The organism is Streptomyces sp. NPDC017056, from assembly GCF_044332485.1.
In the GTDB taxonomy this organism is placed as follows: Bacteria; Actinomycetota; Actinomycetes; order Streptomycetales; family Streptomycetaceae; genus Streptomyces.
The window spans coordinates 394,014-419,969 of sequence record NZ_JBIRPD010000004.1 but is presented as its reverse complement, the minus strand read 5'-3'; the positions used below and the strand labels follow the sequence as shown (position 1 = coordinate 419,969).

At 73.6% G+C, this 25,956-nt stretch carries 23 protein-coding genes; 15 read left to right on the top strand and 8 right to left on the bottom strand.

Annotation, left to right across the window (positions count from 1 at the left end; genetic code table 11):
* Positions 1-100: 100 nt before the first annotated feature.
* Positions 101-547: an Rrf2 family transcriptional regulator gene (locus ACH4OW_RS10335; RefSeq protein WP_360124118.1), complete on the bottom strand. Its 447-nt coding sequence runs from the start codon at positions 545-547 to the stop codon at positions 101-103.
* A gap of 198 nt (positions 548-745) precedes the next feature.
* Between ACH4OW_RS10335 and ACH4OW_RS10330 the strand changes: the two genes are divergently transcribed.
* The 4 genes from ACH4OW_RS10330 (at position 746) to ACH4OW_RS10315 (ending at position 6,006) form a co-directional block, all read left to right on the top strand.
* The gene (locus tag ACH4OW_RS10330; RefSeq protein ID WP_398026515.1) at positions 746-1,153 is read left to right on the top strand and encodes a hypothetical protein; all 408 of its coding nucleotides are present in this window, start codon (positions 746-748) and stop codon (positions 1,151-1,153) included.
* A gap of 61 nt (positions 1,154-1,214) precedes the next feature.
* Positions 1,215-1,865, top strand: a complete 651-nt coding sequence (locus ACH4OW_RS10325; RefSeq protein ID WP_360124112.1) for a LysE family translocator — start codon at positions 1,215-1,217, stop codon at positions 1,863-1,865.
* Positions 1,866-2,053: 188 nt separating this feature from the next.
* Positions 2,054-4,318 carry an FG-GAP repeat domain-containing protein gene (locus ACH4OW_RS10320; protein WP_398026512.1) on the top strand — a complete coding sequence of 755 codons (2,265 nt, stop codon included), beginning with the start codon at positions 2,054-2,056 and terminating at the stop codon, positions 4,316-4,318.
* Positions 4,319-4,455: 137 nt separating this feature from the next.
* A complete protein-coding gene (locus ACH4OW_RS10315) occupies positions 4,456-6,006 on the top strand; it encodes a carboxylesterase/lipase family protein (protein ID WP_398026510.1) in 1,551 nt (516 codons plus the stop codon).
* A 9-nt stretch (positions 6,007-6,015) separates the two neighbouring features.
* Here the strand turns inward: ACH4OW_RS10315 and ACH4OW_RS10310 are convergent, their stop codons facing one another.
* Positions 6,016-6,759 (bottom strand): hypothetical protein, encoded by a 744-nt coding sequence (locus ACH4OW_RS10310; RefSeq protein ID WP_360124103.1) that lies wholly within the window; start codon positions 6,757-6,759, stop codon positions 6,016-6,018.
* Between the two features lie 251 nt (positions 6,760-7,010).
* Here ACH4OW_RS10310 and ggt point away from each other — a divergent pair, with 251 nt between their 5' ends.
* The 4 genes from ggt (at position 7,011) to ACH4OW_RS10290 (ending at position 11,701) form a co-directional block, all read left to right on the top strand.
* Positions 7,011-8,849, top strand: coding sequence for a gamma-glutamyltransferase (gene ggt, locus ACH4OW_RS10305; protein ID WP_398026508.1), 1,839 nt, complete (start codon positions 7,011-7,013; stop codon positions 8,847-8,849).
* A 79-nt stretch (positions 8,850-8,928) separates the two neighbouring features.
* Positions 8,929-10,470 (top strand): amidase, encoded by a 1,542-nt coding sequence (locus ACH4OW_RS10300; RefSeq protein WP_398026506.1) that lies wholly within the window; start codon positions 8,929-8,931, stop codon positions 10,468-10,470.
* Positions 10,471-10,553: 83 nt separating this feature from the next.
* Positions 10,554-11,108: a TetR family transcriptional regulator gene (locus ACH4OW_RS10295; protein WP_360124237.1), complete on the top strand. Its 555-nt coding sequence runs from the start codon at positions 10,554-10,556 to the stop codon at positions 11,106-11,108.
* A complete protein-coding gene (locus ACH4OW_RS10290; protein ID WP_398026504.1) occupies positions 11,105-11,701 on the top strand; it encodes a hypothetical protein in 597 nt (198 codons plus the stop codon). Before ACH4OW_RS10295 ends, ACH4OW_RS10290 begins: the two co-directional genes overlap by 4 nt.
* A 183-nt stretch (positions 11,702-11,884) precedes the next feature.
* Here ACH4OW_RS10290 and fabG read toward each other — a convergent pair whose 3' ends face one another.
* Complete coding sequence (gene fabG / locus ACH4OW_RS10285; RefSeq protein ID WP_360124091.1) at positions 11,885-12,589, bottom strand: 3-oxoacyl-ACP reductase FabG; 705 nt, start codon at positions 12,587-12,589, stop codon at positions 11,885-11,887.
* A 275-nt stretch (positions 12,590-12,864) separates the two neighbouring features.
* Here fabG and ACH4OW_RS10280 point away from each other — a divergent pair, with 275 nt between their 5' ends.
* Positions 12,865-13,665 carry a helix-turn-helix domain-containing protein gene (locus tag ACH4OW_RS10280; protein WP_360124088.1) on the top strand — a complete coding sequence of 267 codons (801 nt, stop codon included), beginning with the start codon at positions 12,865-12,867 and terminating at the stop codon, positions 13,663-13,665.
* On the opposite strand, the gene ACH4OW_RS10275 is transcribed toward ACH4OW_RS10280, so the two are convergent.
* Together ACH4OW_RS10275 and ACH4OW_RS10270 are read right to left on the bottom strand one after the other, a co-directional pair.
* Positions 13,647-14,579, bottom strand: a complete 933-nt coding sequence (locus ACH4OW_RS10275) for an MBL fold metallo-hydrolase (protein WP_398026501.1) — start codon at positions 14,577-14,579, stop codon at positions 13,647-13,649. The genes ACH4OW_RS10280 and ACH4OW_RS10275 overlap by 19 nt on opposite strands.
* A 270-nt stretch (positions 14,580-14,849) precedes the next feature.
* Positions 14,850-16,385 (bottom strand): FAD-dependent oxidoreductase, encoded by a 1,536-nt coding sequence (locus tag ACH4OW_RS10270; protein WP_398026499.1) that lies wholly within the window; start codon positions 16,383-16,385, stop codon positions 14,850-14,852.
* A 207-nt stretch (positions 16,386-16,592) separates the two neighbouring features.
* On the opposite strand from ACH4OW_RS10270, the gene ACH4OW_RS10265 reads away from it, so the two are divergent.
* The 3 genes from ACH4OW_RS10265 (at position 16,593) to ACH4OW_RS10255 (ending at position 20,024) form a co-directional block, all read left to right on the top strand.
* Positions 16,593-17,714, top strand: a complete 1,122-nt coding sequence (locus ACH4OW_RS10265) for a hypothetical protein (protein ID WP_398026497.1) — start codon at positions 16,593-16,595, stop codon at positions 17,712-17,714.
* A gap of 115 nt (positions 17,715-17,829) precedes the next feature.
* Positions 17,830-18,684: a nitrilase-related carbon-nitrogen hydrolase gene (locus ACH4OW_RS10260; RefSeq protein WP_360124076.1), complete on the top strand. Its 855-nt coding sequence runs from the start codon at positions 17,830-17,832 to the stop codon at positions 18,682-18,684.
* Positions 18,681-20,024, top strand: coding sequence for an aspartate aminotransferase family protein (locus ACH4OW_RS10255; RefSeq protein ID WP_398026495.1), 1,344 nt, complete (start codon positions 18,681-18,683; stop codon positions 20,022-20,024). The genes ACH4OW_RS10260 and ACH4OW_RS10255 overlap by 4 nt, the downstream gene beginning before the upstream one ends.
* Before the next feature lie 98 nt (positions 20,025-20,122).
* Here the strand turns inward: ACH4OW_RS10255 and ACH4OW_RS10250 are convergent, their stop codons facing one another.
* Together ACH4OW_RS10250 and ACH4OW_RS10245 are read right to left on the bottom strand one after the other, a co-directional pair.
* Complete coding sequence (locus ACH4OW_RS10250; protein ID WP_073763653.1) at positions 20,123-20,326, bottom strand: cold-shock protein; 204 nt, start codon at positions 20,324-20,326, stop codon at positions 20,123-20,125.
* Positions 20,327-20,604: 278 nt separating this feature from the next.
* Entirely contained in the window at positions 20,605-21,660 is a 1,056-nt protein-coding gene (locus ACH4OW_RS10245; RefSeq protein ID WP_360124069.1) for an NAD(P)-dependent alcohol dehydrogenase, read from the bottom strand.
* A gap of 157 nt (positions 21,661-21,817) precedes the next feature.
* Here ACH4OW_RS10245 and ACH4OW_RS10240 point away from each other — a divergent pair, with 157 nt between their 5' ends.
* The gene (locus ACH4OW_RS10240; RefSeq protein ID WP_398026492.1) at positions 21,818-22,699 is read left to right on the top strand and encodes a helix-turn-helix domain-containing protein; all 882 of its coding nucleotides are present in this window, start codon (positions 21,818-21,820) and stop codon (positions 22,697-22,699) included.
* 283 nt (positions 22,700-22,982) lie between these two features.
* Entirely contained in the window at positions 22,983-23,564 is a 582-nt protein-coding gene (locus tag ACH4OW_RS10235; RefSeq protein ID WP_360124063.1) for a TerD family protein, read from the top strand.
* A gap of 43 nt (positions 23,565-23,607) precedes the next feature.
* On the opposite strand, the gene ACH4OW_RS10230 is transcribed toward ACH4OW_RS10235, so the two are convergent.
* Complete coding sequence (locus ACH4OW_RS10230; protein WP_360124060.1) at positions 23,608-24,186, bottom strand: TerD family protein; 579 nt, start codon at positions 24,184-24,186, stop codon at positions 23,608-23,610.
* A gap of 363 nt (positions 24,187-24,549) precedes the next feature.
* Between ACH4OW_RS10230 and hydA the strand changes: the two genes are divergently transcribed.
* A complete protein-coding gene (gene hydA, locus ACH4OW_RS10225) occupies positions 24,550-25,956 on the top strand; it encodes a dihydropyrimidinase (protein ID WP_398026489.1) in 1,407 nt (468 codons plus the stop codon).

Here is a 25,956-nt window from a genome sequence, read left to right as displayed (position 1 = left end):
TGGTCGGTCGGAGGAGATGCGGAGGCGCAATAACTTGCATCTCAGGTTCGTATTTCTCCGCAAGCGTACGAGCCGGGGCGGGGGTGTGCGGTAGGGCCGTTCAGCCCTCCGGGCGGGGAGTCAGGCTGAGCAGCAGGGGGCCGGTCGGTGTACCCACCAGGTCCTCGATGGACAGCGGGTCGAGCGAAGCGAAGAACGCCTCCTGCGCGGCACGCAGCGCGCCGCGCAGCCGGCAGGCCGCGCGCAGCGGGCACGGCGGATCGTCCTCGCACCCCACCACGTCGCCCACCCCCTCCAGTTCGCGGACCAGGCGGCCCAGGGAGCCGGTGCGGCCCGCCTCGGTCAGCGACAGGCCGCCGTTGCGGCCGCGCCGCGCCTCGACGGCGCCGAGGTGCTGGAGTCTGCTCACCACCTTCGCGGCGTGCGTGTACGGCACCTGGACGGCGCCGGCCACCTCCCGCGTGGTCGGTGCCTGGTCCCGGTCGCCGAGGACCGCGAGGCGCATGGCGATCCGCAGCGCGATGTCGGTGCTCTTCGTCAGTCGCACACTCACACCGTACTAATTGGACTATCGGATGCCAATTTGGGGCGGGCCGGGCCGGCGGCTGCCCGGACGGGTTCGCGCACGGCCCGGCCGCGGGGCTGTACCGCCGCGGCGGGCGGCAGTACGTTCGGCGAAAAGGCACCACGTGCGGCGAGAAACCACCGCCTCCAGCGAAAAGGCATCCGTACCCCGGAGACCGTCATGCTCCAGACCCACGCGCTCTTCGACAGCATCACCACCAAGGCCAGGCTCGCCGGCGACGTGCTGGCGCCGGCCGCCGACGCCCTCGCCGACTGCGAGAGGGCCGTCCTCGCCTGCGCGACGGGCATGCTCGCCGCCGACGACGCCGACCGGCTGCGGGAGGCCGTCCGCGCCGACCTGGACTGCCACGACGTCACCGGGACGACGCTGCGCCTGCTGCTGCGGGACGGCGGCGGCGAGAGCCGCCTGCTGGGCGCGCAGCTCGACGCGTGCGTGATCGCCTGCGAACGCAGCAACGACCTGTGCCGGGGCCACGCGGGCCACCACGAGCACTGCCGGCTGTGCACCCAGGCCACGACCCGCGCGATCGACGCCTGCCACCGGGTGCGGGAGGCGCTGCACCCCTGAGAGCCCGGCGTCCGGCGCCCGTGCCACGCCGTCCCGTGCGTTACGGGGTAGACGTGAACGCATGGTGACCGATGTCGAGTGGGCCGCGTTCTTCCCGGCGGCCGTGTTGCTGGCGGCCACCCCCGGGGCCAACCAGCTGCTGGCGCTGCGCAACGGCCTGCGGCACGGCCCACGGGCGGCCGTCGGCGCCTCGCTGGGCAGGTTCGGCGCGTTCGCGCTGATGGTGGCGGCGGTGGCGGCCGGGCTGGGGGCGGTGCTGACCGCCTCCGAGGTGGCGTTCAACGTCGTCAAGTGGGGCGGGGTGGCGTACCTGGCGTGGCTGGGAGTGCGTACGGTGGCCACGGCGGGGCGGCGCCCCGCACGGCGAGAGGCCGCGGGCGGGGCCCCTGAGGCGCGCCGGGCCGACGTGTCCGCGCGGCGGTTGGCGTGGCAGGAGTTCGTCGTCGCGGCCGCCAACCCGAAGGCGCTCATTCTCTTCACCGTGTTCCTGCCGCAGTTCCTCTCCCGCGGCGCGTCGCACGTCGTCCTCCCGCTGCTCGCCCTGGGGGCGGCCTACATCGCCGTCGAGTTCTGCTGTGCCTGCGGCTACGCGGCGCTGGGCGGCCGCTTGAAGGCCCTGGGCATCACCCGGCGCGTACGCGGGCGGCTGGACGCGGCGACGGGGCTCGGGATGCTGGGGCTCGCGGGATGGCTCGCCACGGAACAGCGGTGAGGGCACGTCACGGCCGGGCGTACGGCGCCTGCGTCAGCCCTGTGACCAGGGGGGATGTGATCTGGGTAAATGGTCTGTTGGTAGGATTTGGGTAGATCACCAGCGGGGGGCACACGGTTTCCTTCGGCCCGGGGGGAACCGAGCCCCTGGCCGCTCTCCGGCTGTTCAGCACGTTGCCAGGAGGGCAGATGACTCTTTCCCCGATACCGAGACGGTCCGCACGGCTGCTGGCCGGAGCCGTCGCAGTCGGCCTGGCCGTCACCGCGGGGCCGCTCGCCGCCCCTGCCTTCGCCGCCCCGCCGGCGAACCCCGCGGCCTCCACCGCCCCCGCCTCCCCGGCGGCGAAGATCGCTCCGGGCTCCCACATCGTGAGCGCGGGCACCACCGGGTATCTGTCCGTGAACCCGCAGCGGGACGTGCTCTGGACGCGTTACGCGGACGGCGTCACTTCGAAGCTGGCCCACAGCGGCTCCGACTACGGGTACTCGACGGAGTACGGCATGGCGTCCGACGTCGTCGCGCTCGGCGACGACCCGGTCATGGGCGCCGGCGTCAAGAAGCTCACCCTGCGCGACATGGCCACGGGCAAGTCCACGGTCGTCGACCTCGCCTCGTACGGCTACTACTACATGGGCACCGTGGGTTCCTCGGTGTTCGCGTACAAGAGGGTCGGCAAGGACCTGAAGGACGAAGAGATACACCTGCTGACCCCCGAGGGGGAGAAGGTCACCGACCGGGTGGTGACCGGCCTGCCCGACGCGCAGAGCTACCACCTGGTGGCGGGCGGCCCGGGCGCGGCCGTGATGCGCTGCTGGCAGGTCGGTGAGATCTACTACTACGTGGCGGTCGACCTGGCCACGGGCAAGGTCTACAGCGACCGGAGGCTGACGAACGGTTACACCGCCGGTGCCGCCGTGTCCGGCAAGAACTTCGCGGTGAGCGGCGAGATGTTCATGTCCGACCGCTATGCCGACCTCCAGACGGTGCGGCTCGACGGCGACGGTGACGGCGGCCGCCGGAGCACGGAACTGCACGACATCACGGGCCCGGAAGTGGGGCTGGTCGGCGACTGGGCGGTGTACGGACCGAGGCGGAAGGCCTCCGAGGGCTCGTACGGCACGAGCATGTCCGTGCGCGCCATGCCGGTCGGCGGCGGCGAGGAACGCAAGGTCATCGACCACTTCAGCTCCCTCACCCCCACGCCCGACGGCGCCGTGCTGGCGATGGGCGGCACCGTGGAGCACGGCGAGGGCCTGTACCGGATCTCGCCCGGAGCCGACGGCGCGCCGGTCGCGAAGCTCATCGCGAGCTCCGGCGAGCCGACGAAGGTCACGCTCACCGGCGCGCAGGTCCCCGCGGTGGCCGACCTGGACAAGGGCCGGTGGCAGCCGCGCTGGCGCCTGTCGCGCCGCAACGTCGAGGTGACCGTCACGCTGCGGCACCGGGCGACCGGCGCCGAGAGCACGTACACCCTCAACCCCGAGCAGGCGGAGGGGCCGGACAGCGGCGGCCCCGGCTGGGTCGACTTCTCCTGGGACGGCCGGATCGACGGCTTCATGGACCAGCCGGCCGCCCCCAACGGCGACTACACCTGGAAGTTCACCGCCAAGCCCCTCAACAAGATGGGCCCGGCCCTTGAGGAGAGCGGCACCTTCAAGGTGGTGCGCAAGCCCGCGCCGCACGACTACACCGACAACGGCACGCCGGACCTGCTGCTCCGCGACGGTCTGGGCACGCTGTGGCGCAAGGACACCTTCCGCGACCCGGAGAACCGGAAGTTCAAGAGCTACGGCTACGAGAACATCGGCTCGGGCTGGGACATCTACAACCAGGTCACCGCCGTCGGCAACGTGGCCGGCGCGCCGGCGGGCGACGTGGTGGCGCGCGACAAGGACGGGGTGCTGTGGCTGTACCTGGGCAAGGGTGACGGCACCTTCGCCGCCCGCGCCAGGATCGGCAAGGGCTGGAACATGTACGACCGGATCACCGGCGGCGGGGACGTCGACGGCGACGGCCGCGGCGACCTGCTGGCCCGCGACACCGCCGGTGTGCTCTGGTTCTACAAGGGCACGGGCGACTGGCGGGCGCCGTTCGCCCCGGGGGTGAAGGCCGGCACCGGCTGGAACATGTACAACGAGATCACCTCGGTCGGCGACGTGGCCGGCGCCGCCGGCGGCGACCTGGTGGCCCGCGACCCGAACGGCGTGCTGTGGCTGTACCTGGGCTACGGCGACGGCACGTTCGCGGACCGCGTGAAGATCGGCGCGGGCTGGAACGCGTACCGGCAGCTGATCGGCTTCGGCGACACCGACGGTGACGGCAGGGCCGACCTCCTGGTCACCAACCAGGACGACTCGACGTACGTCTACCGCGGCACCGGCGACTGGCGGGCGCCGTTCGCCCCGCGTGAGGCCACCGGCATCGAGACCACGTTCGCGGACTCGGTCGCCTGAGCCCGGCGGGCCGGGAGACGGCTGCCGGACCGCTGCCGCGCTCCGCGGCCTCGCGGCCGGGGTGTGTGCGAGAGCGGTCCGGTGTCGCGTAGAACGGACGCGTGCGCGGGGGGCCGAACCTGACGGAAGGGCTGGACATGGCCGCAGTGGGCGAGTGGTGGCGGACCGTGGAGACGGAGCGGGGCCTGGTGCGCGGAGCGCCGGGCCCGGCGGGTGACGGCGCGGAGACCGCCACGGCGGGCGCGCCGCCGGTCGTGGCCTTCCGCGGCCTCCCGTACGCGGCCTCCCCGGTCGGCGGCCTGCGCTTCGCGCCGCCGCGCCCGCACGAGGGCTGGTCCGGCGTCAAGGACGCCGCGCGTCCCGGGCCTGCCGTACCGCAGAGCCCCTCCCGCCTGGAACGCGTCATGGGCCCTCGTACCCCCGACTGGAACGAGGACGGCTGCCTGAACCTGAACGTCTGGAGCCCGGCGGAGGAGCCCGGCGCAGCCCTGCCCGTGCTGCTGTGGCTGCACGGCGGCGGCTTCTCCAGCGGCTCGGGCGGCTGGGACTGGTACGACGGCGCACGGCTCGCCGCCCTCGCGGGCATCGTCGTCGTCACCGCCAACTACCGCCTGGGGGCGCTGGGCTACCTCCACCTTCCGGAGGCGGGCGCCGACAACCTCGGCCTGCGGGACCAGGCGGCGGCGCTGCGCTGGGTGCACGCCAACATCGCCGCTTTCGGCGGAGACCCCGCCCGGATCACGGTCGGCGGGCAGTCGGCGGGCGCGTACGCCGCCCTGGCGCTCGCGGTCGCGCCGCAGACCCGCGGGCTGGTGCGCCGGGTCGTCGCGCAGAGCGGGCCGTGGGGCCTGCCGCCCCAGGACCCGGCCGACGCGGCCGAGACCGCGGCGGACTTCCTGGGACTGCTGGGAGTGCCGGGCAAGGTGACCGGCCCGGGCCGGGAGGACGAACTGCTGGCGGAGTTGCGCGGGCTGCCGGTGGAGCGGCTGCTCGACGCGTACGACCGGCTGGCGGCGGACCGCGCGCTCCCGGGCCGCGTCGCGCCGCCCATGTATCCGGTGCGCGGCGGGTACGGGCTGCCGGTCGCGCCCCAGGAGGCGGCGGCCGGCGGCGCGTTGGGGAGCGCCCGGCTGCTGATCGGCACGGTACGGGACGAGATGACCGCGTTCCTGGCCTTCGACGAGCGGGTCCGCGCCTTCACCCGGGACGACGTGCTGCGGGTCATGCGCGAGGCGGCCGCCGGCGAGTTCCGCACCGGCGGCACCGACGAGGCGGCGCGTACGTACGACGACCTGGCGCGGCTGCGGCCGGACGCGCCGCCCGCCGCCCTGCTCACCGAGGCGGCCACCGGCTGGATGTTCCGGGACGGCGCCACCCGCATCGCGGAGCACCGCGCCGCACAGGGCACGCCCGCGTACGTCTACCGCTTCGACCGCGGCCCGGACGGCGGCGACGGCACCCTGGGCGCCACCCACTGCGCGGACCTGCCCTTCCTCTTCGGGACGTTCGACGCGTACCCGGACAGCCCCATGCTCGGCCGCCCGGGGCCCGAGGCGGACCGCCTGGCGCGGGCGTTCGGCGGCGCGCTCGGTGCCTTCGTCGCCACCGGCTCCCCGAACGGACCGGGCCTGGCAGAGTGGCGGCCCTATTCCTGCGGCCCGGCGCCCGAGGTGATGTACTTCGGCTGACGCGGAGGGTCAGGCGCCGGCGCGGTGGCCCTTCGGCTCGGGCGGCACCGTCGCCGACTTGGTCACGTCCGCGACCAGTTCCACCACGTCGGGCCCGTACGCCTGCGAGTTGACGACCTTGAGCAGCAGGCAGAACTGCCCGTCCGCGCCGTACTTGCGGGCCAGCCTGGCCCGGTTGCGCACCAGGTGCCGCACCGCGGCCCGGTGCGTGACCGGGCGCTGACCGGCCGCGAGGAAGACCGGCCGGCCGCTCTCGACGGCGGTGAGCCGGGCCAGCAGGACGTGCTCCACGGCGCCGGGCTCCAGCCGGTACGTGGAGCCGCCGACGGCGAACGTGCCGCGTCCGACGCCCCGCTCGTCGCCCGGGTGCACGGCGACCCCCGGCAGCAGGTTCGCCATGTGGGCCGCGAGACGCCGGTGCGCGGTCGGGTCGCCGACGCAGAACTCGGTGCGGGCGCCGAAGCCCTGGAGCCCGGTGTCGTGCGGCGCGACCTCGGCGTGCGCCCCGCAGTTCTCCACCACCGACGCCAGCCCGAGCAGGGCCAGCGCGTCGTGGCGCGGGATGCTCCAGTGCGCCGACGTGCTGTCCCGGTGGGTGACCAGCACGCATTCCGAGCCGTCCGGCAGCCCGAAGAAGCTCTGCTCGCGGGCCAGCTTGCGGCGCGCCACGGCGGACAGCGCGGCCCAGCCGGCCGCGGCGCCCACGAGCAGGGCGGCCGCGGCCACGGTCAGGAGCAGCAGGGAGTCGTCCATGGCGGGGGAGCGTAGCGGCAGTCCGGGTGTGTGTTCGAACGCGGGGCGGGCGGCTGGGCTGCCTTGCCCTGATCCGTACGGGCATGGGGAGCACCGCCCGCTATGCGGCGGCACGGGCCGGTTGCGCACCCGCGTGTCACAGGGCTGCCCGCGCCCCTTTCATGCCCCTCCCTCGCGCCCCCTGTCGCCCCCGTGATCACGCAGGTAGGCTCCGGCCCCTGCCGCCCGAACAGGCCAGGAGGGAACGCCGCATGACACCTGCCCGACGCCTTTCCGTACTGGGGGTGGTGGCCGCGCTCGCGGGTACGCTGACCGCGGTCCCGGCCGCCGCCCAGTCCCCGGCCGCCACCCGGCCGCCCGGCGCCGTTCCGGCCGGGCTCCGGGCCGCCACCCCGCCGAAGGTTCCCGTGGCGACCGGCTACGGCGGCGCGGTCGCCAGCGTGGACGCCGACGCCTCGGCCGCCGGCATCGAAGTGCTGCGCAAGGGCGGCAACGCGGTGGACGCCGCGGTCGCCACCGCGGCCGCCCTCGGCGTCACCGAGCCCTACTCGGCCGGCGTCGGCGGTGGCGGCTACTTCGTCTCCTACGACGCCAAGTCCCGCACCGTACGCACCCTCGACGGCCGCGAGACCGCGCCGCTCAGCGCGGACAGCGGGCTGTTCCTGGAGAACGGCAAGCCGATCCCCGCCGCCGAGGCGATCACCAGCGGGCTCTCCGTGGGGACCCCCGGCACGCCCGCCACCTGGGACACCGCGCTGGACCGCTGGGGCACCCGCTCGCTGCGCGAGGTCCTCAAGCCCGCGCAGAAGCTGGCCCGCGACGGCTTCACGGTGGACGCCACCTTCCGCGCGCAGACCGCCGCCAACGAGGCGCGCTTCCGCGACTTCCCCGCGTCCGCCCGCCTCTTCCTGCCCGGCGGCGAACTCCCGGTGGTCGGCTCCACCCTCAAGAACCCCGACCTGGCACGCACGTACGAGGAACTGGGCGACCAGGGCGTCGACACGCTGTACCACGGGAAGCTGGGCAAGGACGTCCTGCGGACCGTCCAGCACCCGCCGGTGCGGCCCGGCGCCGAGCGCAAGGTACGGCCGGGCGACCTGACGGACAAGGACCTGGGCGAGTACGAGGTGCGGAGCCAGGCGCCCACCAGGACCCGCTACCGGGGCCTGGACGTGTACGGCATGGCGCCGTCCTCCTCCGGCGGTACCAGCATCGCCGAAGCGCTCAACATCCTGGAGCGCGGCGACCTGTCCAAGCTGAGCGAGAAGGACTACCTGCACCGCTACATCGAGGCGAGCCGCATCGCCTTCGCCGACCGGGGGCGCTGGGTCGGCGACCCGGAGTTCGAGGACGTGCCGACCCGCGGACTGACCTCGCAGCGCTTCGCCGACTCCAGGGCCTGCCTGATCAAGGACGACGCGGTGCTCACCAGCCCGCTGGCCCCCGGCGACCCGTGGGACCCGCAGCCCTGCGAGGCCGGCGGCCGCGCCGCCCCGACGACGTACGAGGGCGAGAACACCACCCACCTGACCGTCGCCGACAAGTGGGGCAACGTCGTCGCCTACACCCTCACCATCGAGCAGACCGGCGGCAGCGGCATCGTCGTACCGGGCCGCGGCTTCCTGCTCAACAACGAGCTGACGGACTTCTCCTTCGCCCCGGCGGACCCGGCCGTGCACGACCCGAACCTGCCGGGCCCCGGCAAGCGCCCGCGGTCCTCGATGTCGCCGACCGTGGTGCTGCAAGGCGGCCGCCCCGTGCTGGCACTGGGCTCGCCCGGCGGCGCGACGATCATCACGACGGTGTTGCAGAGCCTCCTCAACCACCTGGACCGCGGCATGCCGCTGGTCGACGCCATCGCGGCGCCGCGCGCCAGCCAGCGCAACGCGGCCGCCACCGAGCTGGAGCCCGGCCTGTGGGACAGCCCGGTCCGCGCGCAACTCGAAGCCATCGGCCACCGGTTCACCCGCAACCCGGAGATCGGCGCGGCGACCGGCGTCCAACGCCTGCCCGACGGCCGCTGGCTGGCGGCGGCGGAGAAGGTGCGGCGCGGCGGCGGCTCGGCGATGGTCGTACGCCCCGGGCGCTGACGCGTCGTTGAAGCGGGCGCCCGCCCCGGTTACCGTCGGAACTGTCCGTTCGAACGAACAGTGCCGGCAAGGGGGAGCCATGGGCATACGGGACAACGGCGCCAGGGAGTACGAAGGGCTGGCCGAGCAGGCCGTGGCCCTCGCGGCGGGGCAGGTGTCCTCGGCCGAGCTGGTACGGCGGTCGCTGGAGCGCATCGACGCCACCCAGGGCACGGTCAACGCCTTCCGGCGGGTCCGTGCCGAGGCCGCGCTCGCCGAGGCCGCCGCGGCCGACCGGCGGCTGGCCGCGGGCGAGCGGCGGCCGCTGCTCGGCGTGCCGGTCGCCGTCAAGGACGACACCGATGTGGCGGGCGAGCCCACCGCGTTCGGGTGCGCGGGGGAGTTCCCGCCCAAGGCGGCGGACGCCGAGGTCGTACGGCGGCTGCGCGCGGCCGGCGCGGTCGTCGTCGGCAAGACCAACGCCTGCGAACTGGGCCAGTGGCCGTTCACCGAAGGCCCCGCGTTCGGCGACACCCGCAACCCCTGGAACCCCGGCCACACACCCGGCGGCTCGTCGGGCGGCTCGGCAGCGGCCGTCGCCGCCGGACTGGTACCGGCCGCCCTCGGCACGGACGGCGCGGGATCGGTCCGCATCCCCGCCGCCTGGACCCACCTCGTCGGCATCAAGCCCCAGCGTGGCCGCCTCTCGACCTGGCCCGACCCGGAGTCCTTCCAAGGCATCACGGTGCTGGGCCCGTTGGCCCGTACGGTCCGCGACGCGGCGCTGCTGCTCGACGCCGCCGCCGGCAACCACGACGGCGACCTGCACCGGCCCCCTCCCGTCGCGGCGCGCGAGGCGGCCGACCGTCACCCGGGGCGGCTGCGCATCGCCCTCTCCTGGAAGCCCGCCTTCACCGGCACGCCCAAGCCGCTCCACCCGGAGGTACGGTCCGCCGTCACCGCCCTGGCCCGCACGCTCGCGGGCCTCGGCCACCACGTCGAGGAGGCCGAACCGGACTACGGGCTGATCGGCCTCGCGTTCGTGCCGCGGGCGACGAACGGCGTACGCGAATGGGTGGCGCGGGCACCCGACCGCGCCCTGCTGGACCGGCGCACCCGCGAGGCGGCGCGGCTGGGGCGGCTGCTCGGCGGGCGCGTACTGCGCGGGGCACGGGCGGCCGAGCACCGCCAGCACCGGCGGGTGGGCGCCCTGTTCGACGCGTACGACCTGGTGCTGACGCCGACGACGGCCACCCCGCCGCCGCGCGTCGGCACCCTCGCGAAGATGAGCGGCTGGCAGACGGACCGGGCGATGATCGCCGCGTGTCCGTACGCCTGGCCGTGGAACGTCCTCGGCTGGCCGGGCGTCAGCGTGCCCGCCGGGTTCACCAGGGGAGGGCTGCCGCTGGGCGCGCAACTCCTCGGCCCCGCCCACTCGGAGCCGCTGCTGATCTCGCTGGCGGCCCAGCTGGAGGAGGAACTGCGCTGGCACGAGCGGTGGCCGGAAGGGCTGTCGGGTCCGGAAGGCGTGGCGGCCGCGGCGGACCGGGAGACCGCGTCGGCGAACGGTCCCGGGCCGGCCGCCCCGGCGGGCCCGGCCGCTGCCGCCGACTCCGCGCGGCCGGACGCGGTGGGCCGGTGACGGCGGGCGGCGCGGGTCCGAGACCGGCTCCGGGGCCCGGCGCCGCGCACCCGCCGGGCCACGCCGGCGACACGCGCCGCTGCATCATCGGCGCCGTACTGCGCATCATCGGCCGGGACGGCGTGGCCGCCGTCACCAACCGGCGCATCGCCAAGGAGGCCGGGGTCTCGCTCGGCTCGGTGACGTACCACTTCGCGACCCAGCACGACCTGCTGCGCGAGAGCCTGCTGCGGTTCGTCGCCGAGGAGACCCGGCGCTTCACGGAGCTGGCCGAGGACAGCCGGGTCGACCGGATCGGCCTGGGCGAGGCCGCGGCGCTGGTCGGCCAGGTCGCCGGCGGCACCGCGTTCGACAGCGAGCACATCGCGCCGTTCGAACTGTACATACAGGCCGGGCGCGACGAACGGCTGCGGGCCGCGGCGGCCGAGGCCTTCGCCGCCTACGACCGGCTGGCGGCCCGCATCCTGACGGCACTGGGCGTCGCGGACGCCGAACGGCTGGCCGGTACAGTGGTCGCCCTGGTCCTGGGCCAGCAGCTGCGCCGCCTGGCCACCGGGGCGCCCGCCGAGGATCTGGTCGACGCGCTGCTGCTCGTGGCCGCCCCCGCCGTGACCGGACCGCATCGGAGTGCCCCGTGAGACGCCAGCCCCTGACCGGCATCGTCGTGGCTGCCGCAGCCGCCGCCGGCCTGTTGACACTGGCCGGCTGCGGCACCGAACGCGCCACCGGCCCGGCCTCCGGAACCAGCGCCGCCACCCCCGCAGCGACGCCTGCCGCCACGCCCGCCGGCGCCGGCCGCTTCTTCCAGGACGTGGCCGCCCGCTGCGCGGAGAGCAGGGCGAGCGCTTCCCCCGGTACGCAGGCGAAGGGCGAACCCCTCAGCCCCGAGGCGTCCCGGTACGCCGAGAACCACGGCTACAAGCAGACCCTGCCGCTCAAGCCCGACGCCCGGTGCCGCGGCCGCGCACACGCCGAACGCATCACCGAGGCAGTGAAGAAGGCCGGGCCGAGCGCCCTGCGCGACGAACGCGACCTGCAAACGCTCCTCGGAAAGCTCGACTACCCGAAGGACGCCACCGACGTCTACCGTTCGGGCGGCAGCCTCGGCTTCACCCTCTCCATCCCGTCGGCAGGCCCCTGCCTGACTGCCACCCTGGGCCCGCCCTTGAAGGTCGAAGCCCACGGCGTCTACATGGAGGGTGGCTGCACCGAGCCCCGCGGGGGCCACTGACCGGGGCCGGAAACCAAACGCCTGTGAGGCACCGGTGAACCGGCGCCTCACAGGCTCCCCTCCTGCCCCCGGGTGCCGTGAGCGCCTGACCCCCGTCCAAGCGTTCACGGCACTGCCCTGTACGGGGCGGCGGGCGCGCCCGCGCCCGTGAAACCGGGTGCGGTGCGGCCGTGTTTGCGGCGTCTAGTGGCCCATCCCCGCGCCGCCGTCGACCGGGATGACGGCGCCGGTGATGTAGGACGCCTCGTCGCTCGCCAGCCAGCGCACCGCGGCGGCGATGTCCTCGGGCTCGGCCGCCTTGCCCAGCGGGATCTGCTCCAGCATGGCGTCCAGGCGCTCGCCGGGGAGCGCCGTGGTCATGTCGGTCCTGGTCAGGCCGGGCGTGACGACATTGGCGGTGATGTTGCGCGAGCCCAGTTCGCGGGCGATGGAGCGGGCGAGGCCGACCAGCCCTGCCTTGGCGGCGGCGTAGTTCGCCTGGCCCGCCTCGCCCCGCAGTCCGACGGTCGAGCCGATGAAGATCATGCGGCCCTTGCGGGCCCGCAGCATGCCGCGGGTGGCCCGCTTGGCGAGCCGGTAGGCGGCGGTCAGGTTCGTGTTCACGACGTCGCCGAAGTCGTCCTCGGACATCCGCATCAGCAGGCCGTCCCGGGTGATGCCGGCGTTGGCCACCAGCACCTCGACCGGGCCGTGCGCCTCCTCGATCCGCCGGTACGCGTCCTCGACCTGCTCCGGGTCGGTGATGTCGCACGGTACGGCGAGGAGCCCGGCGGGCGGTTCGCCCGAGCGGTAGGTGACGGCGACCTTGTCCCCGTCGGCCGCCATGGCGCGGGCGATGGCCAGGCCGATGCCCCGGTTGCCACCGGTGACGAAGACGCTGCGGTTCATGGGTGCCTCTCGGTTGCCGGCGGCGGGGTGAGCCACTGTGGCACAAACCGACTGATCGTTCTCGTCTGGCGGCGGTGACACCGGGTGACCGGTACTCGGAGTTCCGGTAGGCGGGGTGCCGGTTCACGCGGGGAAGACGGATGGTTTGTCCGCGTTCATAGAATTCGCGGGCAGAGTGGAAGGCGAGGGCGGCATGCGGGTGCGTAGCGGAGTGGCGTTAAAGTCGCCAGTATCTTTTCGATCCTTTTACCGAGCCAAGGGGAGTATGGGAGCGCATGTCCAGTAAGTGCCGGATCGGCGACTTCCTGCGGGACTGGCGCGGTCCGAGGGACCCCCACCAGGTGCCGGGCTTCACCGCCACCTTCGGCCACCGGGACCGCACCGGCATCACCCAGGCCGAGATGGCGGCGCTCACCGGCGTCACTGAAGGCTGGTACCGCAGACTGGAATCCGGCCGCATCGAGAAGCCGAAGGCCGAGTGGCTGGAACGCATCGTCCGCATCCTCGACCTCGACGAGGCCCAGCGGCACACGCTGTTCGTCTACGCGCGGGGGCAGGCGCCGCCGCCGCTGTACCGCCCGTCCGGCAGCGTGGACCCGTCGACGACCGCCCTCATCCAGGTGCAGCCCTGGCCGGCGTACCTCTCCGACTCGGCCTGGGACGTGCTCCTGTACAACGCGGCGTGCGAGAAGGACTGGCCGTGGATGAAGCACGGCGTCAACGTCATGATCTGGGCGCTGACCTACCCCGAGGCGCGCCTGCAACTGATCAACTGGGAGGAGGACTGGGCCAAGCCGATGGCCTCCCAGCTCCGGCTCGCCGCCGCCGAGCAGCCGGAGAACCGGCGGCTGGCGGAGGTCGTCGCCGAGATCAGGGAACGCGACCGGTGCGCGGCCCGGCTGCTCGACGACGACCTGACGACGGTCACCCACCCCGACGGCGACCGGCGCTGGCTGTACCTGCCGGGCCACGGGGACGAGGAGTTCGAGGTCACCTTCCGCTGCTTCGCGCCGCTCGGCGACCGCACGCAGCGGCTGATGCTGGTGGTGCCGTCCGACTATCCGGCGGCCAGCTGAGCCATCCCCTCGACCAGCGGGAGCGTGCCGGAGGGCACGTTCTGCACGCCCGCCTCCTGGTAGGCGGCGGCGACCGCGGTGAACAGCCGCTCCGGGTGCGCCAGGCCGCCCGCGTGGGCCGCCTTGACCAGCCGGGCCGCGTCGGCCAGTTCGGTGCCGCTCAGGGCGTACGAGGTGGCCGCGTCGAAGACCCGGGACAGGTCGTCGCGGAACCGCGTCACCCCCGCCCGGTCGGTGATCTCCCCGTGCCCGGGGACGAAGGTCGTGGCCCCGGTGTCCAGCAGCGTGTCGCACGCCGCGACGCAGGACGTCAGCGAACCCGACCAGACGATCATGTGGCCGCCGGTGAACAGGGCGTCACCGGTGAACACCACGCCGTCCTCGGGCACGTGCGCGGCCACGTCGCCCGCGCTGTGCGCGGCACCGAGGTCGATGAGCTCGACCGTGCGGCGGCCGACGGTGACCTCCGTGGTGCCGGTGAAGGTGCGCGTCGGCCCGGTGACGGTGATGCCGCCGAAGTCGAAGCCGCCGAAGTGCTCGACGGCGTAGGCGGCGACCGCGGACGTGGGCTCGGCACGGCTCAGGGCCGTCAGCATCTCCGGGGTCATCTCGTGGCACAGGTGGGCGGCGGACGCGGCGGACGTGATGATCTCCGCGCCCGCGACCAGCTCGTTGCCCCAGGTGTGGTCGCCGTTCTGATGGCTGTTGACCACGGTGGTGATCGTCGCGTCCGGTACGGCGCCGGCGATCGCGTCCAGCAGCTCGCGGGTGCCCTCCAGGGTGAACTGGGTGTCCATCAGGAGCGCTTCGCCGTCGGAGGCGACGAGGCCGCAGTTGCTGTACCCCCAGGCGGTGCTGTCGTGCGTCCACGCCCAAGTGGTGGGGGAGAGCGGGACGAGGCGGGGCGGGGTCAAAACGGGTCCATTCTGTAGTGAAGCGCCGCAACCGCCGGATGGCGCGGCATACGGACATGACGGTGAACCCTAACGAAAACGGCCACGCCTGCTCCGCAGTGGGCCAATGTACTGGCCGCCCGTGAGCAGCTCCGAGTGCGAGGTGGCTGATTGTCCGCGCCACGCCGGGGCGCGCGGGCCGCGACCTGGTCCGGCCGGGGCGGGCGGCAACGGCGGCGGAAGGCCGCGGCGACGGCCGCGATCAGGGCCGAAATTCGTCGCCCGGCCTTGCTACGCGAGGTCCCGCGGTGCCAGCGCCTCGGTGGCCGGGCCCTGGAGCACCGAACCGTCCGGCGCGAAGCGGGAGCCGTGGCAGGGGCACTCCCACGCCTGCTCGGTCGCGTTGAAGGCGACCAGGCAGCCCAAGTGGCTGCAGCGCGCCGACACGGCCCGGGTGGTCCCGTCCGCGTCCCGGTGGACGGCGCAGCGCCGCCCCTTCACCCGCACGACGGCGCCGGTTCCCGGGGCGATGTCCGCCACGGAGTCGACGTGCGTCGTACGCAGCCGGTCGCCGACGAAGTGCCGGCCGACGTCCGCCTGGTGTTTGAGGAAGGCGGGGGCTTCGCGTACCGCGCTCCACAGCCTCCGTGGATCGTAGAGGGCGGCCCACGGCGGCGGGTCGCCGGTGATCAGCCCGGTCAGCAGGCTCCCGGCCAGTACGCCGCCGCTCAGGCCCCAGCCGCCGAACCCGGTGGCGACATAGGTGTGGCGGGCGGCCGGGTGGAAGGGACCGATCAGGGGGACGGTGTCGGTGGCGTCGTTGTCCTGGGCCGCCCACCGGTACGCCACCTCGGTCCCCGGGAAGTGCCGGTGTGTCCAGGCGGTCAGCCGGGCGAACTTCTCGCCGGCGTCGGCCGTGCCCGGCGTGAACGTCTCGCCCGTGACGATGAGCAGCCGGCGTCCGTCGCCGTAGGGCGCGGTGCGCACGGACCGTTTGCCTTCCTCCTGCGTGATGAACATTCCGCCGGGGTCGCGGCCGGCGTCGACCGGTGCGGCCACCACCACCTCCCGGCGCGGCGACAGGCGGGTGAACAGCAGGGCGCGGTCGAAGACCGGATAGTGCGTGGCGACCACGACGTCCCGCGAGGTCACGGTGGCGCCCGACTCGGCCGTCACCCGGCAGGGGCTGCCCTCGTGCAGCCCGGTGGCGCGGGTGCGCTCGTGGATCACGCCACCGCGGGACCGGAAGTCCTCCGCCAGGGCCAGCAGGTACTTGCGGGGGTGGAACTGGGCCTGGTCCTCGACCCGTACCGCGCCGGCCACCGGGAACGGCAGCCCGGTCTCGGTGACGAAGGAGGCCGCCAGCCCGGCTTCGCGGGCGGCTGCCGCCTCCGCGCGCAGCTGCTCCGCGCCGTCCGGGTCGCGTACGTAGGTGAAGGCGGGCCCCCGTTCCAGGTCACAGCCGATCCCGAGGCGGCCGGCGGTCTCGGCGACGTGCTCGACGGCGCCCTGCTGGGACCGGGCGTAGTGGCGGGCGCCCTCGGGCCCGCGGGTGCGGCGCAGCCGGTCGTAGACCAGCGTGTGGAGCGCGGAGAGCTTGGCGGTGGTGTGGCCGGTGACGCCGGCGGCGATCCGGTCCGCCTCCAGCAGGGTGACCCGGCGGCCGGTCCCGGCCAGCTCCCAGGCCGTGCTCAGCCCGGCGATCCCGCCACCGATCACGGTCACGTCGGTGTCGGTGTCCTCGGTGAGCGGGGGGTAGGACGTGCCTGGTGTGGTGGCGACCCAGTACGACTCGTCCAGGGCGGGCGGTCCTTCGTTGTCGGTCATACGACAGCGGGTGCCCCGCCGGCGCGGCGCGAAGCGGGACCGCGCGCCGGCCCCTCGAACGGGCCTGCGACGGGCCCGTACGGAGGACACGGGACGGCGCCCGTGGCGCGGCCGTCATCGCGTCCGAAACACGGCTGGTGCCGGATGCGCGCCGGGCGTGAGGTGGGGGTGGGCGGACGCACGGGGGCCGGGGGAGGGGAGAGGACCATGGTCACAGGAGAACAGCCGGGCACGCCGGTGGAGGAGTTCGCGCGGTTCCTGCGCGGGCTGACCCGGATGCTCGACGTGACGGCCGGCTGGTTCGGGGTCTTCACGGCGCGTGACCCCGAGGGGCTGCGGGCCTGTCTGGACGGGGCCGACGTACCTCCGTGGGACGTGGTGGAGTCGCTGCTGCACGACCTCGCCGGCCTGCGCGGCGAACACGCCGTACGCACCGCGGGGCCGCGGGCGCGCCGGCTCCACGAGGCGGCGGTCGCGGCGTACGACGCCCGTTCGGACGCGCCGGCCCTCCTCGGGGACCGGCTGGACTCGATGCTGCGCGAACGGCAGTACGCGGCGCTGCGCGAGCGGGAGCTGCGGGCCGCCCTGGGGGCGCTGGCCGGGGACGAGGCCGCGGCCGGCGGTCCGGAGGCGGCGCGGCTGGCCGACGAACTGGCCTGGGCCCGCGACGACCACGCGCGCTCCGGGGTACGGGCGCGGGAACTCCAGGTCCGCATCGACGCGCTGGCGGGCCGGCCGGCGGGCCGCCGGTTCCCGGAGGCCGCCGGGCCCGGCGCGGAGGAGGCGGAGGCGGGGCAGACGCCGGAGCGCCCCCGCCGCCTCGCCCGCCTGCGGGCGGCCGGGCGCGGCGGCGAGGCGCACGCCCTGTTGTGCGCGGCCGCGCACGGCCGGCCGGCCGAGCTGCCCGTGCTGATAGCCGAGTTGGAGCAGGCGGGCCTGGCGAGCGAGGTGCCGACGCTGCTGTGGGAGGTGGCGTGCCTGCCGCCCGACCGGCTCGCCGCGGCCGCCGACGCGCTGGCCGCCGCCGGCCGTGCCGCCGAGAGCGCGCGGCTGCTGCGCCAGGGAGTGGCCCGGCCCGTCGGCGAAGTGGCGCGGACGGCGCTGGCACTGCTCGGCGCGGGCCGTCCCGCCCAGGCCCGCGAACTGTTCGCCGCGCTGGTCAGGGCCCGTACGCCAGAGGAGGCGGCGGCCGTGACCGCGAGCGCGCCGGACGAACTGGCCCTGCTGCTCCTCGACGCGGCCGCCGGCGTCTCCCCGCACCGCCACCGCGACATCACCCGCGCCCTGCGTGCGGGCGGTTCCGCCCGGGCCGGCAGAAGCAGGCTCTGACCCGCGCCGCCGCGGGGAGATGGTCTTGCCTCGCCGCCGCACGGGGCCTACGGTCGCCTCCACACGCGTAGATCCGCCTGGCCCGCTGGCCGACGGCTCGACGAAGGAGCAGCTCATGCCCGATGTTGTCCGTAACGTCGTACGCGCCGCACTGGTCCAGGCCACCTGGACCGGCGACACCGAATCGATGATCGCGAAGCACGAGGAACACGCCAGGGCGGCGGCCGCGCAGGGCGCGCAGGTGATCGGCTTCCAAGAGGTCTTCAACGCCCCGTACTTCTGCCAGGTCCAGGAGCCGGAGCACTACCGCTGGGCCGAGCCGGTGCCCGACGGGCCGACCACCCGCCGGATGCAGGAACTCGCCCGCGAGACCGGCATGGTGATCGTGGTGCCGGTGTTCGAGGTCGAGCAGTCTGGTTTCTACTACAACACCGCCGCCGTCATCGACGCCGACGGCACCGTGCTCGGCACCTACCGCAAGCACCACATCCCGCAGGTCAAGGGCTTCTGGGAGAAGTACTACTTCAAGCCGGGCAACCTCGGCTGGCCGGTCTTCGACACCGCCGTCGGCCGGATCGGCGTCTACATCTGCTACGACCGGCACTTCCCCGAGGGCTGGCGCCAGTTGGGCCTCAACGGCGCCCAGCTGGTCTACAACCCCTCCGCCACCTCCCGCGGCCTGTCCGCCTACCTGTGGCAGCTGGAGCAGCCCGCCGCCGCGGTGGCGAACGAGTACTTCGTCGCCGCGATCAACCGGGTCGGCGTGGAGGAGTACGGCGACAACGACTTCTACGGGACGAGCTACTTCGTCGACCCGCGCGGGCAGTTCGTCGGCGGCACCGCCAGCGACACCAAGGAGGAGCTGGTCGTGCGGGACCTGGACTTCGGCCTCATCGACGAGGTGCGGCAGCAGTGGGCCTTCTACCGCGACCGCCGCCCCGACGCGTACGACGGGCTGGTCCGGCCGTGACCGCGGGCAACGGACCCGCGCACGGGGCGCCGGCCGCCGCGTCCCCGGACCTGCGCGCCCGGCACCGCGCCGTCCTGCCCGACTGGCTCACGCTGCTGTACGAGCGGCCCATCGAGCTGACGCACGGCGAGGGGCGGCACGTCTGGGACGCGGACGGCAACCGCTACCTGGACTTCTTCGGCGGCATCCTCACCACCATGACCGCCCACGCGCTGCCCGAGGTGACCAAGGCCGTCGCCGAGCAGGCGGGCCGCATCCTGCACACCTCGACGCTCTACCTCTCCCGCCCCATGGTCGACCTGGCGGAGCGCATCGCCAGGCTCTCCGGCATCCCCGACGCCCGGGTCTTCTTCACCACCTCGGGTACGGAGGCGAACGACACCGCGCTCCTGCTGGCCACGGCGTACCGGCGCTCGAACCAGATCCTGGCGATGCGCAACAGCTACCACGGCCGGTCCTTCTCCGCCGTCGGCGTCACCGGCAACGCCGGCTGGTCGCCGACCGGCCTGTCGCCGCTCCAGACGCTGTACGTGCACGGGGGCGTGCGCACCCGCGGCCCGTACGCCGGGCTGTCCGACGCCGCGTACATCGACGCCTGCGTCGCCGACCTGGAGGACCTGCTCGGGCAGACGGCGGGCGTCGCGGCGCTGATCGCCGAGCCGGTGCAGGGCGTCGGCGGCTTCACGGCGCCGCCCGACGGCCTGTACGCGGCCTTCCGCGAGGTGCTCGACCGGCACGGCATCCTGTGGATCTCGGACGAGGTGCAGACCGGCTGGGGCCGGACCGGCGACCACTTCTGGGGCTGGCAGGCGCACGCCGGCAACGGCCCGCCCGACCTGCTGACCTTCGCCAAGGGGATCGGCAACGGCATGTCCGTCGGCGGTGTCGTCGCCCGCGCCGAGGTGATGAACTGCCTCACGGCCAACTCCATCTCCACCTTCGGCGGCAGCCCGGTCACCATGGCGGCCGGCCTGGCCAACCTCACGTACCTCCTCGAACACGACCTCCAGGGCAACGCCCGGCGCGTCGGCGGCCTGCTCATCGAGCGGCTGCGGGCGGTCGCGGCCGGGCTGGGGATCGTGCGGGAGGTGCGCGGACGCGGCCTGATGATCGGCGTCGAGCTGGTCGGCCCCGGCACCGACCGGCCGTCGCCGCAGGCGGCGAACCTCGTCGTGGAGGCCGCGCGCGAGCGCGGCCTGCTGGTCGGCAAGGGCGGCCTGTCGGGCGCCGCGCTGCGCGTCGCGCCCCCGCTGTCCCTGACCGTCGAGGAGGCGGAGGCGGGCGCCGGGATCCTCGCCGAGGCCCTGCGGGCGGCCGAGCGGCAGCTGACGTCCGGCTGAATACCCGGAAAGGCCCGGAGAACGGCACGAGCCGGAACCTCACCCTTTCGGGTGCGGGTTCCGGCTCGCGCCGTGTGCGTCCGCTATCGCGTCGGCAATCAGGCGAGAACGATGTTCTCCGCCTGCGGGCCCTTCTGGCCCTGCGTGACGTCGAAGGAGACCTTCTGGCCTTCCTGGAGCTCACGGAAGCCCTGGGCCTGAATGTTCGAGTAGTGGGCGAAGACGTCGGCGCCGCCGCCGTCCTGCTCGATGAAGCCGAAGCCCTTTTCGGAGTTGAACCACTTCACGGTGCCGGTCGCCATGTCTTTATCCTTCGATCGTGGCAGTTGAGGAATCCGCACTGTGCGGTTTCCAGGTCGCCGCAATTGAGCCCATCCGGATATGACCGGCAGAAACAAAATACGCCCGACGGTTACATACCGTCAGGCGCACATACGTTTATGGGTACCAAAACTGCAACTGAATTCAAGGTAGCACGGAACCCGTCGCCGGAACAGTACCCACGGTGGACCCCGGGTGTCGCCCGCGTGGCGGCACCCGGGGGCCGCGGCAGGGGCCGCGTGCCCCTGCCGCGCCGCCGTCAGATGGTCGCCGCGTCGATCACGAAGCGGTAGCGGACGTCGCTGGCGAGCACCCGCTCGTACGCCTCGTTGATCCGGTCGGCGGAGATCACCTCGATCTCCGAGGCCAGCCCGTGCTCGCCGCAGAAGTCCAGCATCTCCTGCGTCTCCTGGAGGCCGCCGATCAGCGAGCCGGCGAAGGACCGGCGGTTGCCGATCAGGGCGAACGGCTCGATCGGCAGCGGGTGCTCCGGCGCGCCGAGCTGGACCAGGGTGCCGTCCGTGCGCAGCAGGCCCAGGTAGGCGTTGAGGTCGAGGTTGGCGGAGACCGTGTTGACGATCAGGTCGAAGCTGTCCGCCAGCTTCTCGAAGGTCTCCGGGTCGGACGTGGCGTAGTAGTGGTCGGCGCCGAGCCGCAGGCCGTCCTCCTGCTTGCGCAGCGACTGGCTCAGCACGGTGACCTCCGCGCCCATCGCGTGCGCGATCTTGACGCCCATGTGGCCGAGGCCGCCGAGGCCCACCACGGCGACCTTCTTGCCGGGACCGGCCTGCCAGCGCGCCAGCGGCGAGTAGAGGGTGATGCCGGCGCACAGCAGCGGGGCCGCGGCGTCCAGCGGGAGGCTGTCCGGGATGCGCAGGGCGTAGTTCTCGTCGACGACGAGGCGGGTGGAGTAGCCGCCCTGGGTGGTCAGGCCGTCACGGCCGACGGCGTTGTACGTGCCGACCTGGCCCAGCTCGCCGGTGCAGTACTGCTGCAGCCCGGCCAGACAGTTCTCGCACTCGCGGCAGGAGTCGACGAAGCAGCCGACGCCGACCCGGTCGCCGACCGCGTACCGGGTGACCTCGGGGCCGACCTCGCCGACCACGCCGGCGATCTCGTGCCCGGGGACGATGGGGAACCGGCCGCCGTCGCCCCACTCCGCCCGCACGGTGTGGATGTCGGAGTGGCAGATGCCCGCGAACTTGATGTCGATGAGGATGTCGTGCGCGCCCAGTTCCCGGCGCTCGATGGAAATGCGCTCCAGCGGAGCCTTGGGGGCGGGTGCTGCGTATGCGGGGACAGAGGTGTGCTTCATGGTGTCCAGCGTGGGCCCATATGCCCGGGGCAACCAGTGCCCTCTCCAACCTACGCTCGGCGTTCCTACCACTGCCGGGACCACCCTGGCGGGTACGGCGCGGATCCCGGCGGCCCTCGCCCGCCGGGGCCCGTGCGGCGCCCGCCATAATTGCGGGATGGACCAGCGCACCGAACTGAGCGAGTTCCTCCGTTCCCGCCGCGCCCGGCTCCAGCCCGAGGACGTGGGCCTGGCCCACCACGGCGGGCGCCGGAGGGTGCCGGGGCTGCGCCGGGAGGAGCTGGCGCAGCTGGCGGGAGTCAGCGTGGCGTACTACATCAGGCTCGAACAAGGGCGGGGGCTGAACGTCTCGGCCGCGGTGCTGGACGCGATCTCGGACGTGCTGCGGCTGACCCCGGCCGAGCGCTCCCACCTCGCCCACCTGGCGAGGCCGGCCTCCCGGCGGCTGCGTGCCGCGCCCCGCACGCAGCAGGTGCGTCCCGCCGTCCAGGCGCTGATGGACACGATGGAGGGGGTCCCGGCGTACGTCGTGGGGCGGCGGCTGGACATCCTCGGCTGGAACCGGCTCGCCCGCGCCCTCCTCGGCGACTTCGCCGCGATGCCGGCCGACGAGCGCAACACGGCCTGGCTGGTCTTCCTCGACCCGGCCACCCGCGAGCTGTACGCCGACTGGGAGGACAAGGCCAGCACCGTCGTGGCCTTCCTGCGGCGGGACGTCGGCCGGTATCCCGGTGATCCCCGGCTGTGCGCGCTGATCGGCGAGCTGTCCGCCAAGAGCGCCGACTTCCGCCGGATCTGGGCCGACCACGACGTCCGGGACAAGAACTTCGGCGGGAAGCGGATGCGGCACCCGGTGGTGGGGCCGCTGTCGCTCGCCTACGAGACGCTCACCCTGCCGGCCGACCCCGACCAGCAACTGGTCACCTACCACGCCGAGCCCGGGTCGGCGTCGGCGCTGGCGCTGCGGGAGCTGGCGCGGCGCACGGCGGAGCCGGTGTGCTCCCCGCGGCGGGTGGAACGGGCGTCAGCGGCGCCGTGAAAGCGGCGACGCGGTCTGTTGTGCGGACGCCCGGCTGGGTACCGTACGACTGGGTCCCGCCGTGAGTTTCCCGGCGGGGCCCGCCAAGCGCCGTACGCGCGGCGCGGCCCGCCGTTCGCCCGGCGTCCGTGCGCCCTGGCAGGTGTCTTCGTCCCGCCCGTCCCGTGACCGTGTCTTTACTTCTCCATTACCTCTACAGTGTTGTAGATTTCTGCCTCCCGGCCGGTGGCGGCGCCGCCGCCCTGCCCCGAGGCAGGCCATCCCGACGCAGGAGTGAGCGCACATGACCGTGAACCTGGACAAGGGTCAGAAGATCAGCCTGAGCAAGTCCGGCGGGGGCGAGCTCAGCGTCGTGCGGATGGGGCTGGGCTGGCAGGCCGCCGCGCGCAAGGGCTTCCTCGCCAAGCTGATGGCCCGCGAGATCGACCTGGACGCCTCGGCCGTGCTGTTCGCCGGCAAGGAGCCCGTCGACGTCGTCTTCTTCCAGCACCTGATCAGCGACGACGGCTCGGTGCGCCACACCGGTGACAACCTGGTGGGCGGCGCGGGCCAGGGCGGCGACGACGAGGCGATCCTCGTCGACCTCCAGCGGGTGCCCGCCCGCGTCGACCAGATCGTCTTCACCGTGAACTCCTTCACCGGGCAGACCTTCGAAGAGGTGCAGAACGCGTTCTGCCGCCTGGTCGACGAGAGCAACGGCCAGGAGCTGGCCCGCTACACCCTGACCGGGGGCGGCGCGTACACCGCGCAGATCATGGCGAAGGTCCGCCGGTCCGGCGGCGGCTGGGAGATGGCCGCCATCGGCGAGCCCGCGATGGGCCGCACCTTCCAGGACCTGATTCCGGCCATCGCCGCGCACCTGTAGGCGCCGTGCGGGCCGGAGGGGCGGACCCCTCCGGCCCCGCGGGTCAGCCGACGTTGACGCCGTAGTCGGCGGCGATGCCGGCCAGCCCCTTGGCGTACCCCTGGCCGATGGCGCGGAACTTCCACTCGCCGCCGCGCCGGTAGAGGGCGCCGAAGACCATCGCGGTTTCGCCGGCGGCGTCGTACGACAGCTCGTAGCGGCACATCTCGCGGCCCGTCAGGTTGTCGACGACCCGGATGAACGCGTCGCTGACCTGCCCGAAGTTCTGGCCGCGCCGCTCCGCGTCGTGGATGGAGACGGTGAAGACGACCTGCGCGGTGTCCTCGCCGAGCCGGTCCAGGTCGATCAGGATCTGCTCGTCGTCCCCTTCGCCCTCGCCGGTCAGGTTGTCGCCGGTGTGCCGGACCGCGCCGTCCGGGCTGGCCAGGTTGTTGTAGAAGACGAAGTGCGCGTCGGACAGCACGCGTTGGCCGGGGCCGCAGACGATCGCCGAGGCGTCGAGGTCGAAGTCCGTGCCGGCGGTGGGCAGGGCGTCCCAGCCCAGGCCGACGGTCACGTCCGCCAGTGGAGTGCCGTCCTGGTTGAGAACGACGTTCTGGCCCTTGGTGAGGCTGACGCCCATGGTGCTGAGTCTCCTGTTGCGTAGCGGTCCGGTGTTTTCGCGGTGTCCCCCACGGGGCAACGCGGCGGCACACGGCATGGTTCCCGGGTTGCGCAAGAGATGAAATGACGAGCGGGCGGGCCGCGGCACACCCCGTACACCGCCCGGCGGCGACGCGTCCGATCACGCTGATCAACGGTCATGGTGTTGCCACGGTGGGTGACATGCTTCTACGGTCTGCTGCACGGCCGCGCTCTACGGGTGTAGACCGGCCGTGACGCGGCGTCACCTGGGGCGCGCCGCCCGGCCGGCCGACACGCCGGGCCGTGTCCCTTCCGGCGCCGCCGAGCACCACTGGTGTGTGTGGAAGGGAGAGCCGGAAGCATGAGCCGTACAGTCGTACGCGGCGGCCTGGTCGTCACCGCCGCCGACGAGATCCACGCCGATGTCCTGGTCGAGGACGGCAGGATCGCCGCCCTCGCCGCCCACGGCACGACCACCGCCGAGAGCTGGGCCGCGGGCGCCGACCGCACCCTCGACGCCACCGGGAAGTACGTGATCCCGGGCGGCGTGGACGCCCACACCCACATGGACTTCCCGTTCGGCGGGACGTTCTCCTCCGACACCTTCGAGACCGGCACCCGGGCCGCCGCCTGGGGCGGCACGACCACCGTCGTGGACTTCGCCGTCCAGACGCGCGGCCAGGCCCTGCGCGAGGGCCTGGACACCTGGCACGCCAAGGCCGACGCCCAGTGCGCCGTCGACTACGCCTTCCACATGATCCTCTCCGACGTGAACGCGCACACCCTCAAAGAGATGGACCGGCTGGTCGAACAGGGCGTCACCTCCTTCAAGCTGTTCACCGCCTACCCCGGCGTGTTCTACAGCGACGACGGGCAGATCCTGCGCGCCATGCAGCAGTCCGCCGCGAACGGCGGGCTCGTCATGATGCACGCCGAGAACGGCATCGCCATCGACGTCCTGGTCGAGCAGGCGCTGGCCGAGGGCAAGACCGACCCGCGCTACCACGGCGAGGTGCGCCGCGAGCTGCTGGAGGCCGAGGCCACGCACCGCACGATCCAGCTCGCCAGGGTCGCAGGCGCCCCGCTGTACGTCGTGCACGTCTCGGCCGAGGAGGCCGTCGCCGAACTGGCGCAGGCCCGCGACAAGGGCCTGAACGTCTTCGGCGAGACCTGCCCGCAGTACCTGTTCCTGTCCACCGACAACCTGGCCGAGCCGGACTTCGAGGGCGCCAAGTACGTGTGCAGCACGCCGCTGCGGCCCCGCGAGCACCAGGCCGCGCTGTGGCGCGGGCTGCGCACCAACGACCTCCAGGTCGTCTCCACCGACCACTGCCCGTTCTGCTTCAAGGGGCAGAAGGAACTCGGCCGCGGCGACTTCTCCAAGATCCCCAACGGCATGCCGGGCGTCGAACACCGCATGGACCTGCTGCACCAGGGCGTCGTGGACGGGCACATCAGCCGCCGCCGCTGGATCGAGATCGCCTGCGCCACACCGGCCCGGATGTTCGGCCTCTACCCCAAGAAGGGCACCATCGCCCCGGGCTCCGACGCCGACATCGTCATCTACGACCCGGCCGCCGAGCAGGTCATCTCGGCCGACACCCACCACATGAACGTCGACTACTCGGCGTACGAGGGACGCACGGTCACCGGGCGCGTGGAGACCGTCCTCTCGCGCGGCGAGACCGTCATCGACGAGCGGCGCTACACCGGGCGCGTGGGGCACGGCCAGTACACCCCGCGCGGCACCTGCCAGTACCTGAACTGA